The organism is Mesorhizobium sp. P2_D1 (assembly GCF_056404455.1).
This window is the reverse complement of sequence record NZ_JBFUDZ010000023.1, coordinates 1-16,268: the sequence shown is the minus strand read 5'-3', so window position 1 is coordinate 16,268 and position 16,268 is coordinate 1. Positions and strand designations below refer to the sequence as shown.

The following is a 16,268-nucleotide window of genomic DNA, read 5'->3' as shown; positions in this document are numbered from 1 at the left end:
CGTAAACCCTGAATCTCTGCCGACCTCAACACCGAGCGGGTTTTCCTTTTTCTACTTAGACATTTCGTCAGTCGCGACAGGGGCAATTAAGCCACCCGGCGGGCGCATTGAACGACGCGATGCACCAAGTCGTGCGCAGCGCGTTCTTCGGCGCAACGATGTTTTGATGGCCACGGTCCGCCCGAATCTTAAAGCGTTCGCTCTCTTTGACTTGTCCGACGCCGATTATGTAGCTTCAACCGGCTTCGCCGTAATCAGGTCGAAAAATGGTTACGACGGTCGTTTCATCCTCCATTCAATTCTAAGCGACACTGTAAGCCGTGAAGTGGACTCTCACAGCGTCGGTTCGAACTACCCTGCTATAAACAGCTCAGATGTTCGCAGGCTATCTCTTCCGAAATTTTCTCCGGCGGAACAAAGAGTCATTGCGGACGTCATTTCTACGCTCGACGCTCAAATCGAGGCAGCGAAGGCTTTGATTGCCAAGCAGGAACTATTGCGCGCCGGGCTGATGCAGGACCTGTTTACACGCGGCATTGACGAGCACGGCCAACTCCGCCTGCCGCGCGAAGAAGCGCCGCACCTTTACTGCCAAGCCGAACTCGGTTGGCTGCCGAGGGGGTGGGAAGTACAGGCTTTCGGCAAGCGGATCGAAGTCATCGACCCTAATCCGACCCATCGCTACCCAGACGAAATTGAAGAGGGAGTGCCGATTTGTTCGACGGAAAACTTCATTGGTATGGATGCATTCGACGTGTCGTTTTCAAAACACGTTTCTGAAGGAACGTTTGTTTTCCAGAACAATCGTTGTCACTATGATCCTTTGGATGTCATTTTTGCACGCAAGGGCAGGATAGGACTAGCTCGCCGTTACGGAGAAGACCGCAAGGTATTCAGCCATACCGTGGTAACGATGAAGCCGCTCGATCAAACAGTTAGCCGTTCGTGGGTGCTGTGGTTAGCCCGCTCAAATGCTTTTTTGTCGGGCATTGCTCGCAAGATGAATAGCAATTCGGGCGTGCCGACCTTAGGTGTTGAGTTTATCAAGTCCATTCTAGTGCCCTTCCCGCCAGAGCCGGAACATTCGATGATGGCAACGATCTTGGACGAAGCATCGTCCGCCGTTAGGGTTCTGGATAATGACCTCTCTAAGCTCCGCCTCCAGAAGTCCGGCCTGATGCAGGACCTGCTCACCGGCCAGGTGTCGGTCGCGCCACTGCTCGAAAGTGCGGCCGCATGAGCGAATACTCCCACGTCGAAAAGCCATTGCTGACCCAGCTTGCCGGGCTCGGTTGGACGGTGATCGACCAAGGCTTTCAGAGTATACCGTACGATCCGGCAGAGTCGCTGCGGTCGAGCTTCCACGACCTGATCTTGCCGCAGGTGTTCCGCGACAGTGTCCGCGCCCTCAATCCGCTGAACGACGGCCGCGAATGGTTGACCGAACGACAATTGGCCGGGCTGATCGACGATATCTTCCGCCAACCGGGCAAGGGCCTGCTTGACGCCAACGAGGCGGTGCAGGCGCTGTTGTTTAAGGCGCAGGTGGACCGCAATGAGCTGACCGGCGAAAAAGACCCGACCGTCCGCCTGGTTGATTTTGCCATTCCCAAGCGCAACAGCTTCCACGCCATCAATCAGTTTCGCGTCGATACGCCGGGTTGCGTGAAGGGCTTCATCATCCTCGACGTGGTGCTGTTCGTGAACGGCCTGCCGTTGGTGGTGATCGAGGCCAAGATTGGCGACGCCAACACCGCGAACCCGATGCACGAAGCCTTCGTGCAATTGCAGCGCTATCGCGACGCCCGCCCCGATACCACTCGTGCCGGCCTGCGCGAAGGCGAGCCAAAACTGTTCTATCCCAACCTCGCGGTGATCCGCACGTGCGGCGAGGCAGCGGAGTTTGGCACCATCAGTTCCGCCCCCGAACATTTCTACGGTTGGCACAACATCTGGCCTGAACAGTTTACCGCGATTACTCCGCCGCTGGGCGAGCTCCGCCCGCAGGAGGAACTGGTGCAGGGCCTGCTCAACCCGCATTGCCTGCTCGACATGCTGCGCACCTGCTCGGTGTTTATGGACCGACCCAACGGCAAGCGGGTAAAAGTCCTTGCCCGCTATCAGCAGCACCGAGCCGCCCGCCGCATCGTCGAGCGTTTGCGCGACGGCAAGACGCCGACGGAGCGCAGCGGCGTCGTCTGGCACACGCAGGGTTCTGGCAAATCGCTCACAATGGTCTTCGTCGGCCGGATGCTACGCGCCAGCCGCGACCTCAATGACATCAAGATCATAATGGTGGTCGACCGCGCTGATCTGGAAGACCAGCTATCCGATACCGCAAAGCTGATCGGGGGGAAGATCAACTTGGTCGACAGCCGCACCGCCCTACGCGACGTACTCGCCTCTCCCGCCTCCGACGTGAACATGGTGATGGTCCACAAATTTATCGAGGCGAAGGACGATTTGCCCGACAGCTTGCGCGAAAAGCTGGGGCGCTATGCCCCGCCGCCCAGCGCCGAGACTTTTGGTGTTGTCAACGATTCCCCGCGCATCCTCATTATGGTGGACGAGGCGCACCGTACCCAGGGGTCCGACATGGGGGACAATTTGTTCGAGGCGTTCCCCAATGCCGCCCGGGTAGCCTTCACCGGGACCCCGCTGATCACAGAGCGGCATGGTGGCAAGCAGACCGTGAAGCGGTTCGGCGAATATATCGACACCTACAAGCTAATGGATTCGGTGGAGGACGGGGCGACCTTGCAAATCCTCTACGAAGGCCGCACTGCCAACACCGCCCTGCGTAACAAGGCTGAGTTCGACACGGCGTTCGAGGATCTCTTCGCGGACCGCTCGGCCCAAGATCTGCTCGCCATCAAAAAGAAGTATGGGGCCACCGGCGATATCCTCGAAGCAGAAAACCGCATCGGTGCCATCGCCCGCGACCTGGTAGGCCACTACATCGACAACATCCTGCCCAATGGGTTCRAGGCACAGGTCGTCTGCCATTCCAAGCTCGCCGCCGTGCGATATCGGAGCGCCTTGCGCGAGGCCTTGCAGGAACGGCTGGAGGCCGAACGTGCAAAGCCGGAACCGGATGGGGATCTGATCCGCCGGATCGCCTTCCTCAAGGTGGCTGTTGTGGTGTCGTCGGACGCGACCAACGAGCCCGCAGAAGTCACCGCCGCCCGCAAGGAAGCGCGGGACTGGAACGCGGTCGAGAATTTCTGCAAGCCATTCAATCTCGACGACTATGACAAGGCCAGCACTGGTATCGCCTTTCTCGTCGTGTGCGACATGCTGCTGACGGGTTTCGACGCCCCGATCGAGCAGGTCATGTACATCGACAAGCGGCTGAAAGAGCACAACCTCCTCCAGGCCATCGCCCGCGTGAACCGGGTGGCGCCGGGCAAGCAGCGCGGGTTCATCGTCGACTACATCGGCATAGCCAACCACCTCACCGACGCGCTGAAAATCTATGCAAGCGAGGACCTTGCGGACCTTCAGGCCGGGCTGAAAAATCTGACCTCGGAACTGCCAATTCTGGAAGAACGCTATCGCCGGATGCTCCAGCATTTCCAGGGGCTGGGTGTGCACGATATCGAGGCGTTCCTGACCGGAACGCTCGGCAATCCGGACGAGGACGTTCGCGTGGTCCAAAAGGCCGTGGACGCGCTTGAACCCATCAAGGCGCGAGCGGACTTCGAGGTCTATCTCAAGAAGTTCCTGATGAGCCTCGACCTCATTCTGCCGGGCGCGGCGGCGCAGCGGTATCGCGGACCGGCGAGGCGGCTAGGCTACCTGATGCGCATGACCAAGGAGCGATTCAAGGACGACTCCATTGATTTCGCAGGCGTTGGCGAAAAGGTCGCCACTCTGATCAACAAGCATCTGATAGAGCTGGGCGTAGACCCCAAAATTCCCCCCGTCGAACTGTTGGACGCGGATTTTGTCGAGCAGGTGACGGGCCATGCGCAGGGAAGTGCCCGGGCAAAGGCCAGCGAGATGGAGCACGCCATCCGCAAGCACTGCACCATCCGTTTTGACGAAGACCCGGCCTTCTTCAAGCGGATGAGCGAGAAGCTCGACACGCTCATCGCCAAGCATGGCGACGATTGGAAAGCGTTGGCCGAGCGCTATGAAGAACTGCGGTCGGAAATCAGGGCGGGGCGCGGTGAGGCGATGGCCGAGCATCCCCCCGAAGTGCTCGTATTCCGTGAAAATCTTTTCGATCTGATTCGTGACGGGGCCACGCTTTCGGTCGAGAATGCTAACATGCTGGACGCGCTCTCTGGCCGGCTCGTCGGAGTCATCCGCGAATCAATTTCGATCGTCGATTTTTGGCGCAAGCCAGATCAGGTGCGCCGCCTCAGAGCGAGTATCGATACTGAATTGATTGTCTCTGGCATCGGCCCTGTTCAGGATCGGCACCAACGTATCGCCGTGGAATTGACCAAGCTCGCGGAAAAGCGTCACGCGGAGATCCTCCGGTCATGAAGATGTGCGCCAAGGATATCAAATTCACCCTGATCCGAAGCGACCGGACAACGGCCGACATCGTGATCGAGCGTTCGGGCGATGTGATCGTTCGCGCGCCGCGTGAAATCGATGACGAGAAAGTTCGGCAAGCGGTCGTCGATCGGGCGCTGTGGGTTCATCGTACACTAGCCGAATGGGAAGACCTCAATTCCAGCCGAAGGCTTCGACCATTGGTGCAAGGTCAGGGCTTCCCTTACCTCGGACGTTCCTATCGACTGAAGTTCATCGCAGATGCCGAGGTGCCACTTCGACTCAAGAATGGGCATTGGGAATTGTCCGAGCCGTTCTTCGCAAGGGAAGGTGAGCCCGCTGCACGTAAGGCATTCCGAGACCTCTACATCGTCAGAGGCCAGCAGATATTTGCGGATCGCGCCGACTATTTCGCACCGCAAGTGGGCGTCACGCGAGGATCGGTCGCGGTGAAAGAACTCGGATATCATTGGGCATCCTGCGGGAAGAGTGGCGCACTGAACTTCCACTGGAGGACAGTGATGGCCCCCCTAACAGTGATCGACTACATCGTTGTCCACGAGCTCTGTCATCTACGACATCGTGATCATTCGGACGCCTTTTGGAATGAAGTGGACAAGATTCTTCCGCGCTATCGGGAACGTAGGGACTGGTTGCGTCGGCACGGGGCTTCTTTGGATCTGTAACGCGCTGCGCGGTCTACTCTTCCCAAGATGCAATGGCGGTAACAAGCTAACCTCCCACAATCAGCTTGAATCAAATCCGCTGCCTTCCCCCCGACATCCAATACGAACGGCACGTTGTTGGCATTCAGGGTCGAATGGGTGGGCGGCTGCGTATGCGGTTCTCGGAATCTTGATGCTGAGGACTGTCGTGTGTAAATTCGCTGGGAAACCACCGACGTTACGGACGTCGGCTCCAAGCCGAACGAACTAGGTACGATCGTACCTACCCGTCCGGTGCCAATCTACGACCGCTGTTGTTCTCGGCGCCGCTTGTCTGCCCGCTTCAACTGATCGCGGACATACTCGGCCGATCGGCGACTGTTGGCGATCGTGATCTTGTCGGGAAGAGGTCAATCGGAGTTGTGCCTATGCTCAGGATGGCGGTCGGCACGACCGTGAGCCCCATGAACGAACAGCCCTTCGATTTGCCCGCCGGCTTCCAAGACTTCCCGGACCCCGACAGCCTCTAGCCTACGTGTTCATCGGCATTGCGGCGCGCATTTTCCTCACACAAGACCCCAAGAAGGCCTTCCCGCAAGACTGACTGCATAACCCCGTACTCTTCGATTTTGGGAACGCTCCCGCTCCCAGGGAGGAGGCACTCCCGCTAACACTTTGGCTCTGGTCTATGCTGTCCGGACGCGTCTTCGGATAGCCCCCATCGTAGCCGTTGCGATGCGCATAAACCACAACTGCGACCGCCCCGCGGCGACTTGATTATTAGAGATGATATCCGGCGAGTTTCGGCAACTGTTCGGCGCAACTACAAACGCAGGACGTAGGCCACAAAGATCACGACCAGGATATTCCCGGCCAGGTCGAAGATGTTCGGGAGGATGTCGCCCTTCCTCTCACTGATGATGGCCAGCATCAGAGACAGGCAGGCGGCGGTAACGAGGAGCGTCGTGTTCGACATAATATTTCTTCCCCGGGCAAAGCGAGAAACCTTGCGACATGCGCAGAGGAACCTCGCTCGCCCGCATATTGCGGTTGAACAAAGCTCCCCGGCGCGGTCCGTGCGGGCTGAACCCTACTCGGGCTCAGCCTTCCTGCCAGAGGAAGTGATCGGTTGCGTCACACCAGTCATAAGACGTCTTGGGGCACGGACCCTGACAGCGTCTGCGCATGGTACTAGCGCTCCATCGTCGGGTGACGTGCAATATAGTAGTGACGACAGGTGATTAGTTCAAGTGATTCCGCGATGACGTTTGACTTGCGACGGCCCAACCGCCGATACTTCGCGTGTTCATCGACTGGTCCGTATCGCGCGAACAGGTCGCCCGCGTCACCTCCCCTGGGCGAAAGGAAATGCGCGGCGGCCGGGAGGTGGTCTTCTGGGACAGCATGGAGGTCCCCACGAAGCCTGACGTCATCGACTCCAGCATCCGAAAGAGCACCGTTTCAACGAGCAGCAGATTTGCTGGTCCATTATCGTCTTCATGCTCGCCTATTAAGCGCGATCGGCGCCCGGTGTTCTTCACTGTCATTCCCGACTACGAAGACATCAACGCGAGACGAAACCGCGACTGGAAACCGACGTTCGACAGCGCCCCGTTAACGCGTTAGCTGGCTGGCGCGGCCGGCCGGCGGCCTTGCACGACGAGCAGACAAAGTTCCCGACCAGGTCCCAATGCATGGACCCGTAATCGGGGCCGAGCTTGTCTATCAGCGCCTGGATGTCGAGCTTTGTCATTTTTCAGCACGCCGGATGCTCGCAATTGACGTACATCGTTTCGCGAGCGGCCAGGGTGTCGGCGAGGGTCTTGGGCATGGCCATCTCCGTTGAAGGGTCGCCGCAACTGAGAGGATTATATTCCTGAGATTGGAGGCGCTAGCAAGCGATTTGCAAACTTGAGGGCGAACGATATTGTGGGGCCATGCGACTTGGATTGGCGATCGCGATATTTCTGTTTTTGGCTTGGCCGGCGAATGCCTGCTCGCATAGCGATCCTAACTTTCTGTCAGTCTCGAGCTGGACGATTCAGCCGATCGACGACAAGACCAACCGAATCACGCTTACGCTGGCGACGTCATCTGAGAAGCCGATCCGCATGATCGAGGCTCAACTGAGCTTCTACGATGCACTAGGCGGCTATATCGACTCGATGTTAATCGACCGCGATATCTCCATCGCCAGGAACAAGCCGTACGTGCAGTCGGGCGTGTGGGAGTTCCAATTCGCACGCCTACTCAACCTAAAACACGACGAGGTGCGTATCGAAATCTGCACCCGAACCGTTCTTTACGACGATGGCTCAAAGCAATTTTTTGGAGCTCGATTTAAGCTCACAATCATAAAATGAGGCGCGCCCAAACCATTGCCTGGCCGGATTGCCAGCTCCAACGTTCCCACGGTAAGGAAAAAGCCCGCCCGAAATGGGAATGGGTGCGCTTCAGCCCATCGCGTCCAGCCGCAGCCGGGACGCGTTAGCCGATCGCTTCCTGTGGCCTGGTGAGCCCGCAACCTTGAGACGTTCGCCGAAAAGCACGGATTAACGTTGAAGGCGGCGGAGGTTGCGGACGGACCGTCGCGTGCGGCCCGTGTGACGCTGCAGAAAAGGCATTCCTCGTTGCGGTGGCAGGGCCGATCTCAACACAAAGACGATTGAACCCCTACATCGCGCGCTTCCCTCCGGCGCTGTCCAATAGCGCCGAATTGCCGTTCGCTTGCTCCGCTTCTGGCAGTCGGCAGGAACCGCTATTCGGCTGTGGCGGGGCACTGGTACGCGGAGGCCATGAGCCTGCAAATCGAGGCCGGCGTGACGTCACTCTTACGTTAGCAATAGTCCAGAACGATAAAGGTCGGAAAGAGATTTTGTGATTATCTTTCCACCCTGAGCAAATCGTCGCCGCTATTTGCGACGCGTTGCCTGAATATTAATTTTAGTATTATACAACCAACAGAAGCTCGGCCAACGTGAACGCTGCTGTCACCGTGCATTTGAAAAGCTGTTCTTCCATGAGCTGTGTGCCCGATTGGTGTAAGATCCATTACATGTGGACCAGTGTGGATACCATGATGAGGTGGACCTATGCGATAGTAGCCCCTAGGGATTGGGCCCGCCTTTAGCCGGCCCCTTCTGTCTTCCATGTCGGGCTTGTTTTTCCCGGCTCCGTGACCCGAGTAGCCTGTCGCAACAAATTGGCCGTTATGATAGAGATTCCCAGTCCGTTGATGATATGTCCAGGGCATGACATTACCTCAGAGACGAGCCCGCCGTAGCGGCTTAGCGCCGGGACACAGGCTGCACGCACCTATGGCAACTCCCATTCCCTAAAATCGTCAAGTACTCCCTTAGGGGGCGCGCGTGCGCCAGTTGCGCGAACGTATGTGGCGACATGGGGGCAAGAACCGTGCAGGCTGTGGGCATCTACAGCACCAATTGACCTTGAACATGACCGTGTTGTGGTTCGAAAAGGCGGGCGCTCATTACTGCTGATGTTCCAATTTCAGACGCAGCGGAAACGCGATTCAAGCCATCTTCGACTAAATATAGAATTTACCTTGTACCCCTGAGAGTAACAATGAAAAGGTTGCCTGACTCTCCCTTCTCAAAGGGTCGGAGCGAAGGCAATACCGAACCCTCTGCGCCCCTGAGGCACGCTAAAGGCGGCATCTGCAATCTCCCTCTCTCCCTTCGCACTTTCCTGGAATTGCACTGGCTAGAAGGCGATTTTCACTCCGAGCTTGGCACCGACGGTGGAACTGTCGGACGAAGCCTTGCCACGGACTTCGCCGTTGACGGTGGTCAAATCCGACACCTTCAGGTTAAAGCCGGTCGACAGCGCGGCGGAAAAATCCGCATCGTCGAAGTCGATCTCCCTGGTGTCGATTTCGGTCGTATTCTTGTAGCCGAAACGCTGCTGCAATTCGCCCCGCGCATAGGGGCTGATCACCATGCCGTTGCTTAGCGTGTAATCGCCATAGATGCCGGGCTCGAACTTGATCGCGCCAAATGAAAGCCGGCTCTTGCCGAACTCGTTGCCGCCGCTGTCGGTGTAGGGATCGCCACGGAACGAAACGCCAAGCAGGCCGCCACGCAGATCGAAACGGGTACGCTCGCTCAGCTTGAAGATGTGGCCGACCGATGCCGTCACCGCATAGCCCTGGGTGTCATAGCTGCCGGTGGTGCCGAGCACGCCGTTGGTCACATCGCTTCCGCCGATGAAGCCGGAGGCGGAGACCAGCGCGTAGTCGTAGTTCTTGCGGAACAGCGCGTAGCCGCCGAACATGCCGGCCTTGTTGGTGCCTTCGCCGATGGCGTCAAATCCCCGGAACCCGCCGAGGTTGACATCGGTCGAGGCATAGCCGGCGAAAACGCCGAGGTTCAGGCCATACTCATTGTCGAACTGGAAGTGTTTGGCGGCATTGAAATCCAGGCTGATGGCGGCCGAAAAATCATTGGCATCGAAGCTCGGGCCGGGGCCATTCAAACCRCCGCCACTGATGTCGTAGCCGTCATGCTCGGTATGGGCGAACTGGCCGGAGGCGAAGACGCCGAAGCTGGACGAAACCGGCACCATTGCMCCCCCGGTTGCGGGCGAGAGGTTGAGGTCAGCATCGATCGCATCACGGTTTATGCCGTAGAGGGCGTCGATTGCCACCGTGACCGCACCGGCGTTGGTGGCGCTGGTGGGCGCTGCGGCAATGCCGAAATTGGCCGGCGTGGCACGCAGGAACAAGCCATTCGGGCCAGCTACGATTTCATAGGTGAAAAGCGAACCCGGCGTGCCGGGAATGCCTTCGACGCTGAAAGTCCCGGCAATCGGCCCGCTGGCCGAGACGATGAGCGGGATATCGGTCGCCTGGGCGAATTGCGGCGTGCCCAGCAGATTGACGATGATGATGTTGGCGCCGGTGGCCGAAAACGGGTTGGCAAAGAGTTGATCCGACTGCACCGTCTGCTGGTTGATATCGAGGCTGATCGTGGAGCCGTTGAGGGTGAGGCCGCCGAGCGTCGTCAAGACGTCGTTGGCTGCACCGTCAATCATGTCGATCCGCGAATTCGTCGCGATGATCGAACCCGGCATGGTGACGTTGCCGTTGATGAACAGCGTCGAGCCGTTGCCGAGATTGAGCTGGTTGATGCCTTGTGTGCCACCGCTGAAGCGGAGCGTGGAAGCGTTGGCCGAAAAATTGTCGAAGCCGGAAAAGTTCTGGCTCTTGCCGCCGGCCGCGAGGTCGGTGCGGGTGACGGTGCCGTTGGCGCCCGTGCCGCTGAAGACCACGCCATCGCGGAGAATCGGGTCTGCCACCGTGCCGTCGATGATTAGGGTGTTACCAGATATGCCAGAGATGTTGCCTTTGATTTCACCGCCAGTCAGCTTGACCGACTCCGCGTTTATGCCGCCCCCGATTGTCCCTCCGGAGACCTCGACGTGATCGATGCCGGAACCGCCGGCGACGCTGCCATCGATGGTGCCGCCGCTGACGGTCACGTTATCGTCGCCCGCCCCGCCGACAACATTGCCGGTGATGGTGCCCCCCTGCTGGTTGATTGTGCTGGCACCCGCGCCGGTGAGATCAATCGCGGTGCCCCCAGTGCCGGTGATTGAACCGGCGTTGGTGATCGTGACCGAGCCCGCCGTGTTCGCCAGAATACCCGTTGCACCTGCGATCGAACCGGCATTATCCACGCCCGCTGCGCGGCCGGTGCCGGACACAAGCTCGACGCCGACCGTGGAGCCGCTAACTGTCGCGCTATCTTGCACCGTAACCGTAGTAGCCGAACCAGTAGCGGCGGAGTCGTTGCGTGCGTAAATGCCCGAGCCGCCATTGCCCTTCACCGTACCGGTGGCGGTAATCGAAAGGGCGCCGGTGCCTCCGTGGAGGGCACGGATGCCATAGGTTCCGCCACTCACATCCGCCACATGGATTGTCAGGCCGCTGGCGTTGTTGAAAGTCTTGGCGTAGATGCCCCCACCATCCGTCCCCGTCACCGCGCCGGTGGCGGTAATTTCGAGCGCGCCGCCGCTACCGCGATGAATTGCGAGGATGCCGTATGCCCCACCGCTTACGTCCGCGGCCTCGATCGATAGGCCCGTAGCGTTGTCGTATGCCAACGCAAAGATGCCCCCAGCATCAATCCCCCCCGTCACCGGACCGCTAGCGGTAATGGTGAGCGCGCCGCTGCCATGGTGTTCGGCGAAGATGCCGATGACGCCCCTCACATCGGCAACGTTGATCGTGAGGCCAGTAGAGTTGACCCCCGTAAGGGCAAAAATGCCACTCGCATACGTACCCGTCACCGTGCCAGTGGCGGTAATCGAAAGCACGCCGGTGCCCTCCTGGTCGGCGCCGATGCCCAGACCACCGCTCACGCCGCCCGACGTGACGATCGTGAGATCGCTGCCGTAGTTTCGGGCGTAGATGCCTCCAGTCAATGCGCCGGTACCCCCTGTCACGGTACCGGTGGCAGTAATGGAGAGGGCGCCAGTGCCGTGGTGTTCGGCGGAGATACCATAGGTCCCGCCGCTCACGTTTGTCGTCTCAATTGTCAAATCGGTGCTGGAAATAACGTCGGAGAAGGTACGGGCATAAATCCCATCTCCCGCCGTTCCCGTTACTGTACCGGTTGCGGTGATCGACAGTGCGCCTGTGCCGTAGTGTTCTGCGTGTATGCCGGATGTCCCGCCGGAAACATTTACCGCCTCAATCGTCAGATCGGTGCCACCGGAGTTGTTGGCGTAAATGCCGTTATTTGTCGTCCCCGTAACTGCACCTGTGGCGGTAATCGACAGTGCACCGCTCCCGAAGTTGCGGGCAACGACGCCGGTGGTCCCACCGCTCACGTTCGCCGCGTTGATCGTTAGAGCGGTGCCAGAATTATTRCTGGCGTAGATGCCGATATTGCTCGTCCCCGTAACTGCACCTGTGGCGGTRATCGACAGTGCACCGCTCCCGAAGTTGCGGGCAWCGAYGCCGRTAGTCCCACCGCTCACGTTCGCCGCGTTGATCGTTAGACTGGTGCCAGTATTGTTGCGGGCGTAAATGCCGCTATTGGTCGTCCCCGACACCGCGCCGGTAGCGGTAATCGATAGTGCTCCGCTCCCGTCGTTCCGGGAGTAGATGCCGGATGTTCCAGTCACTGTACCTGCGGTCGTAATTGTTAGATTTGTCCCAGCGTTGTTGCGAGCGAAAATGGCGGGAAAGTTCGAGGCTGCCGCCGTCCCCGTCACGGTAATCGACAATTCGCCGCTTCCGTAATTATGGGCATTGATCTGACCTGTCGCGTTCGCCGCCACGATCGACAGATCAGTGCCATAGTTCGCGGCGGAGATGCTGGGATAGTTCGCGCTCGTACTCGTCACCGTCCCGCTGACGGTAATCGACAATTCGCCGCTTCCGTAATTATGGGCTTTGATCTGACCTGTCACGTTCGCCGCCACGATCGACAGATCAGTGCCATAGTTCGCGGCGGAGATGCTGGAATAGTTCGTGCTCGTACTCGTCACCGTCCCGCTGACGGTAATCGACAGCACTCCGCTTCCCTGGTTAATGGCGTGGATGCCATTTCCCGCACCGCTTGCGTCCGCCGCCTGGATCGTCAGGTCGGTGGTTCCGACGTAGTTGTGGGCGTAGATGCCGTTTCCGCCAAATCCGGGACTCGACAGGTTGTTGCCTGTGACAGTCCCTGTCGTCGTGATCGACAGAGCACCGCTACTGTGGTTGCGAGCGGCGATACCGCTAACAAAGCCAGTGATGGTCGAGAAATTGGGGTCTCCAGAAGCGTAGTCGCTAAATGTGAGTCCGCCAGTGCCCGTGAGGGTAAGGGCGTTGCCCGCGGCTGTGCTGATACTGAAGGTGTTGTCCGTTGTCACGTTGAGCACGGTGGGAGGCGACCCTAGCGGAGGCAGCGTCTGCGTCGTCGTCGTCACGCCGGTACAGGTGTAGGTGCCGCCGGCGCCGCTGCAGGCGGCATAGGCACGTCGCACATAGCCGCGATAGCCACCGAGGAAGGCGCTCGTCGCGAGCGCGGCGCCGAGCACCAGGCGATTGCGCAGGCCGAGCGCCGGCCCGTCCGTATTTCCCAGTTTCGTCCCCTGCCTCATGATCGCCTCCGCTTCGCGGTCTTGGTTATTGCGTGGCCGTGGCTCCCGTAACAGCTTCGGCAAGAGAATCGTTCGATGGCAATTGCGGTCGCGCGTCTTTCGTCGGATGACTGACGAATCCTGCCGCTTCGTGCGAGCGAAGGCTCACCGCCATGGGGCAGGCAAAGCCGGGGATGACGGCGAGGTCGTAGAGCTCGGCCACCTGGCCGTCGATGCGGAACCAGTCGACGCAGGTTCCCTTTTCCAGGTCGATGACCTGGATGCCGCACCACGGCTCGGAATCGGCGGCGGCGAGGCGGGCGTCGAGCGCCAGCCCCTCGAAGCGCCTGTAGCGTGGCTTGGAAAGACCGACGAAAGCGTAGCGGCCGCAAAACGCCAGCCCGCGCCCGAAACCCGGGCAGAACGCGACCGGCTCGAAGTGGCCCATGCCGCCGTCCAACGGCCGTTCCACGATGCCGAGCTCGCCTGTGCCGGAGTTGAGCAGCCACAGCGCTCCTCGATGGAGACGCGGCGAATGCGGCATGGAGAGCCCCTCGCACACGACCGTGCCGGTCCTGACATCGATCACAACGCCGCCGTCGGCGCGCCGGTCGCGCCAGCCGTCGATCGTGTCGGAGCGGCTGACAGCGGTGGCATAGGCCGCCTCACCGTCGCGCATCGCCAGACCGTTCAGGTGGCAGCGGTCCTCGTCCACCAGCGCCGAGATGAAGGGCGGCCGCCACGCTTCCTCGAAACTGTAGCGGTCCGACACTGTGGCGAGGCAGTTGAAACGCGTGTTGACGAATATGGGCCGGCCGGCCGCGCCGATGCCGACGTCATGCGCGTCGAGTTCCCCGGTAACGTGCACGGTGCGCGGTACATAGCAGGCGTCAAAGATCTCATTGGCCCGCTGGTGTGGTTCCAGCGCGTTGACGAAGCGCACGAGATGGAAGCCCGCCACCAGCATCAGCGTCCCGTCGGAGGCGTAGGCAAGTCCCATCGGCCGTTGAATCGGCGTCTGGTGAACGTTGAGCCCGCCGGTCATCGGGTTGCGGCCAATGAGATAGAACAGGCCGGACTGGTATGAGGTAACTGCGAGCGCGACATCCAGCGCCTTTAGCCGCGCCACCAGCCCGGCCGACATCGAATAAGTGAGATCAGGCGAGGCCTCGGCCGGTTCGCTCTCTTCCGGAAGGGGCTCGCCCGCAGCTTTGCCGCTTCCGCGCGCAGCCATGGTGCCGATCTCCAAAAATCAACTAATTAGGATTGTATGATCTCAGCTAACTTAGAATTTAGGAATGTATGATCTCCAGCTAATGTATGATCTCAGCTTGACCGACAGGCAATCCTTAAATGGACTGACAGGGATCATGATGCCAGGAACCTCGGCCCCTGTTGCTGTTCGGCAACGCCAATGGTGCTCGAGCAGCGACGTAATCCTGGAGCCCCATCTCGAAGAGCGGCAGCACGTAGCTGCGAACGCTGTTCATCCAGGTGGGGAAAGTTCTCCTGATGCGACCACACAATTGTCGGTGACATACAGGGACAACGAAGCACGTTGACGAAAACCAGCCGCGCGGGGCGCGATTTCGACAACTTGGCATAGCTGAACGACAGGCTTGCTAGGTCCTGGGCTCAGTATCGGTCCACACAGCGGAAGATCCCGACGAGGCTCGATGACGAAGCGGCGCACATTTGCCTAATTAGAGCGTGCCCGTTAATAGCACTCAGTCAATATGATGTGGCAGCCATCATCGATACGACTGCAATGTGCGAGTAAATTCTTGCGGACAATATTTGCGGGTGCGAAGCTCTTTACGTCCCCGTCTTTCCCCCCGTTCCAGAATATCTGCCCGTTCCCAAGCACTAGAACTGCACACTGACCTTTGTGATACTCCTGCGCGATCGCGCATCGCTGGTTGCCGCATTTCCGGATGGCTGCTTTGCGGTTCTCAGTCGGCGACCCAACCGAGGAGAATCCATGGAACTTGGCCCCTTGCCCCCAGACGACGGCAAGGGCACCGCCTGTCTTCGCGAATGAGGATGCTGTCCAGAAGCACTGCGCGATTGTCATCACCAAGATAAATGATAGCCTTGCAGACATAGACCCTCCTTCGCCTCACATCAGTTGACCGTGCCGGTTCCAAACGCGTAGGCAATCCCAAACTGATAGCCGCTACGGCGTCTTTGTTGATAACGCGCGATTACGTCGCTGATGACCGCTTCCTTCCATTCGGAAGAAAATATCGCACCATTAAAGCTCGAGATCAAACAAACCTTGGGTCTCCGTTGCTTCGCTCCGACACGCTACCGTCCGGCTGCGCGGATGGCGCAACCAGTCGACACGTCGACCAGCCATCTTCGCACCGGTTTGAAGGTCCTCTATTCAAGATCCGAGGCCCAAAGCTGTCAGTCCGCCTCCGGCCAAAGGTCACCATTGGGGTCGGCCCCCGTCAATGCCGGAGCGGGTGCCACCGTCGCCAAGGCGGGGTGGTCCTGTCCGACATCATCCCCCTATCGGGATGAAAAAACGCAGTGAGGCGTCCGTTGGGGTATAGCCTAGCGGTCAAGTGAAATGGGTTCCTAAAGAGCGTCCGTTAGGGCTGACTTGGATCAACGGACAAGTTAGTCAACGGACGCAACCCTTTCGGATAGGAGTCGGCCTGTGGCCAAGACAGTCTTTTATGCGCGCGTCTCAACTGCCGACCAGACGCTTGAGCATCAACGCAGGCAGGCCGAGCTAGCAGGTTTCAAGATTGATCAAGAGATTGCCGACCACGGTGTGTCCGGCATCTCGACCAAGCTGGCGGAGCGACCTCAAGGAAAGCGGCTTTTCGACATCATCCGCCCTAGTGACACCCTGGTGGTGCGCTGGGTCGATCGGCTGGGCCGCGACTATCGGGACGTGATCGGATAGCATCCGGCTTTTCATGCGTGACGGTGTGGTGATCAAGACGGTCATCAATGCCATGGTGTTCGACGGAGCGACCAAGGACCCCATCCAAC

At 59.2% G+C, this 16,268-nt stretch carries 9 protein-coding genes and 1 pseudogene; 6 read left to right on the top strand and 4 right to left on the bottom strand.

The window, feature by feature from the left end:
- Positions 1 to 166: 166 nt before the first annotated feature.
- The 3 genes from AC1D0I_RS17720 to AC1D0I_RS17710 are packed head-to-tail and all read left to right on the top strand — an operon-like array spanning position 167 to position 5,192.
- Positions 167 to 1,240: a restriction endonuclease subunit S gene (locus AC1D0I_RS17720; protein ID WP_477396703.1), complete on the top strand. Its 1,074-nt coding sequence runs from the start codon at positions 167 to 169 to the stop codon at positions 1,238 to 1,240.
- Positions 1,237 to 4,494, top strand: coding sequence for a type I restriction endonuclease subunit R (locus AC1D0I_RS17715; protein WP_477396701.1), 3,258 nt, complete (start codon positions 1,237 to 1,239; stop codon positions 4,492 to 4,494). Before AC1D0I_RS17720 ends, AC1D0I_RS17715 begins: the two co-directional genes overlap by 4 nt.
- On the top strand, positions 4,491 to 5,192 hold the full coding sequence (locus tag AC1D0I_RS17710; protein WP_477396700.1) for a M48 family metallopeptidase: 702 nt from the start codon (positions 4,491 to 4,493) through the stop codon (positions 5,190 to 5,192). Before AC1D0I_RS17715 ends, AC1D0I_RS17710 begins: the two co-directional genes overlap by 4 nt.
- 802 nt (positions 5,193 to 5,994) lie before the next feature.
- On the opposite strand, the gene AC1D0I_RS17705 is transcribed toward AC1D0I_RS17710, so the two are convergent.
- The gene (locus AC1D0I_RS17705) at positions 5,995 to 6,147 is read right to left on the bottom strand and encodes a hypothetical protein (protein ID WP_477396698.1); all 153 of its coding nucleotides are present in this window, start codon (positions 6,145 to 6,147) and stop codon (positions 5,995 to 5,997) included.
- Between the two features lie 326 nt (positions 6,148 to 6,473).
- Between AC1D0I_RS17705 and AC1D0I_RS17700 the strand changes: the two genes are divergently transcribed.
- Complete coding sequence (locus AC1D0I_RS17700; RefSeq protein ID WP_477396695.1) at positions 6,474 to 6,797, top strand: hypothetical protein; 324 nt, start codon at positions 6,474 to 6,476, stop codon at positions 6,795 to 6,797.
- Positions 6,798 to 7,120: 323 nt separating this feature from the next.
- Positions 7,121 to 7,534 carry a hypothetical protein gene (locus AC1D0I_RS17695; RefSeq protein ID WP_477396693.1) on the top strand — a complete coding sequence of 138 codons (414 nt, stop codon included), beginning with the start codon at positions 7,121 to 7,123 and terminating at the stop codon, positions 7,532 to 7,534.
- A 518-nt stretch (positions 7,535 to 8,052) separates the two neighbouring features.
- Here the strand turns inward: AC1D0I_RS17695 and AC1D0I_RS17690 are convergent.
- The 3 genes from AC1D0I_RS17690 to AC1D0I_RS17680 form a co-directional block, all read right to left on the bottom strand.
- Entirely contained in the window at positions 8,053 to 8,424 is a 372-nt protein-coding gene (locus tag AC1D0I_RS17690; protein ID WP_477396691.1) for a tlde1 domain-containing protein, read from the bottom strand.
- A 470-nt stretch (positions 8,425 to 8,894) separates the two neighbouring features.
- Positions 8,895 to 13,283: a hypothetical protein gene (locus AC1D0I_RS17685; protein WP_477396690.1), complete on the bottom strand. Its 4,389-nt coding sequence runs from the start codon at positions 13,281 to 13,283 to the stop codon at positions 8,895 to 8,897.
- 25 nt (positions 13,284 to 13,308) lie between these two features.
- Positions 13,309 to 14,496 (bottom strand): TIGR03032 family protein, encoded by a 1,188-nt coding sequence (locus tag AC1D0I_RS17680; RefSeq protein WP_477396689.1) that lies wholly within the window; start codon positions 14,494 to 14,496, stop codon positions 13,309 to 13,311.
- 1,431 nt (positions 14,497 to 15,927) lie between these two features.
- On the opposite strand from AC1D0I_RS17680, the pseudogene AC1D0I_RS17675 reads away from it, so the two are divergent.
- Positions 15,928 to 16,268, top strand: a pseudogene (locus AC1D0I_RS17675) (recombinase family protein); the annotation flags it as partial.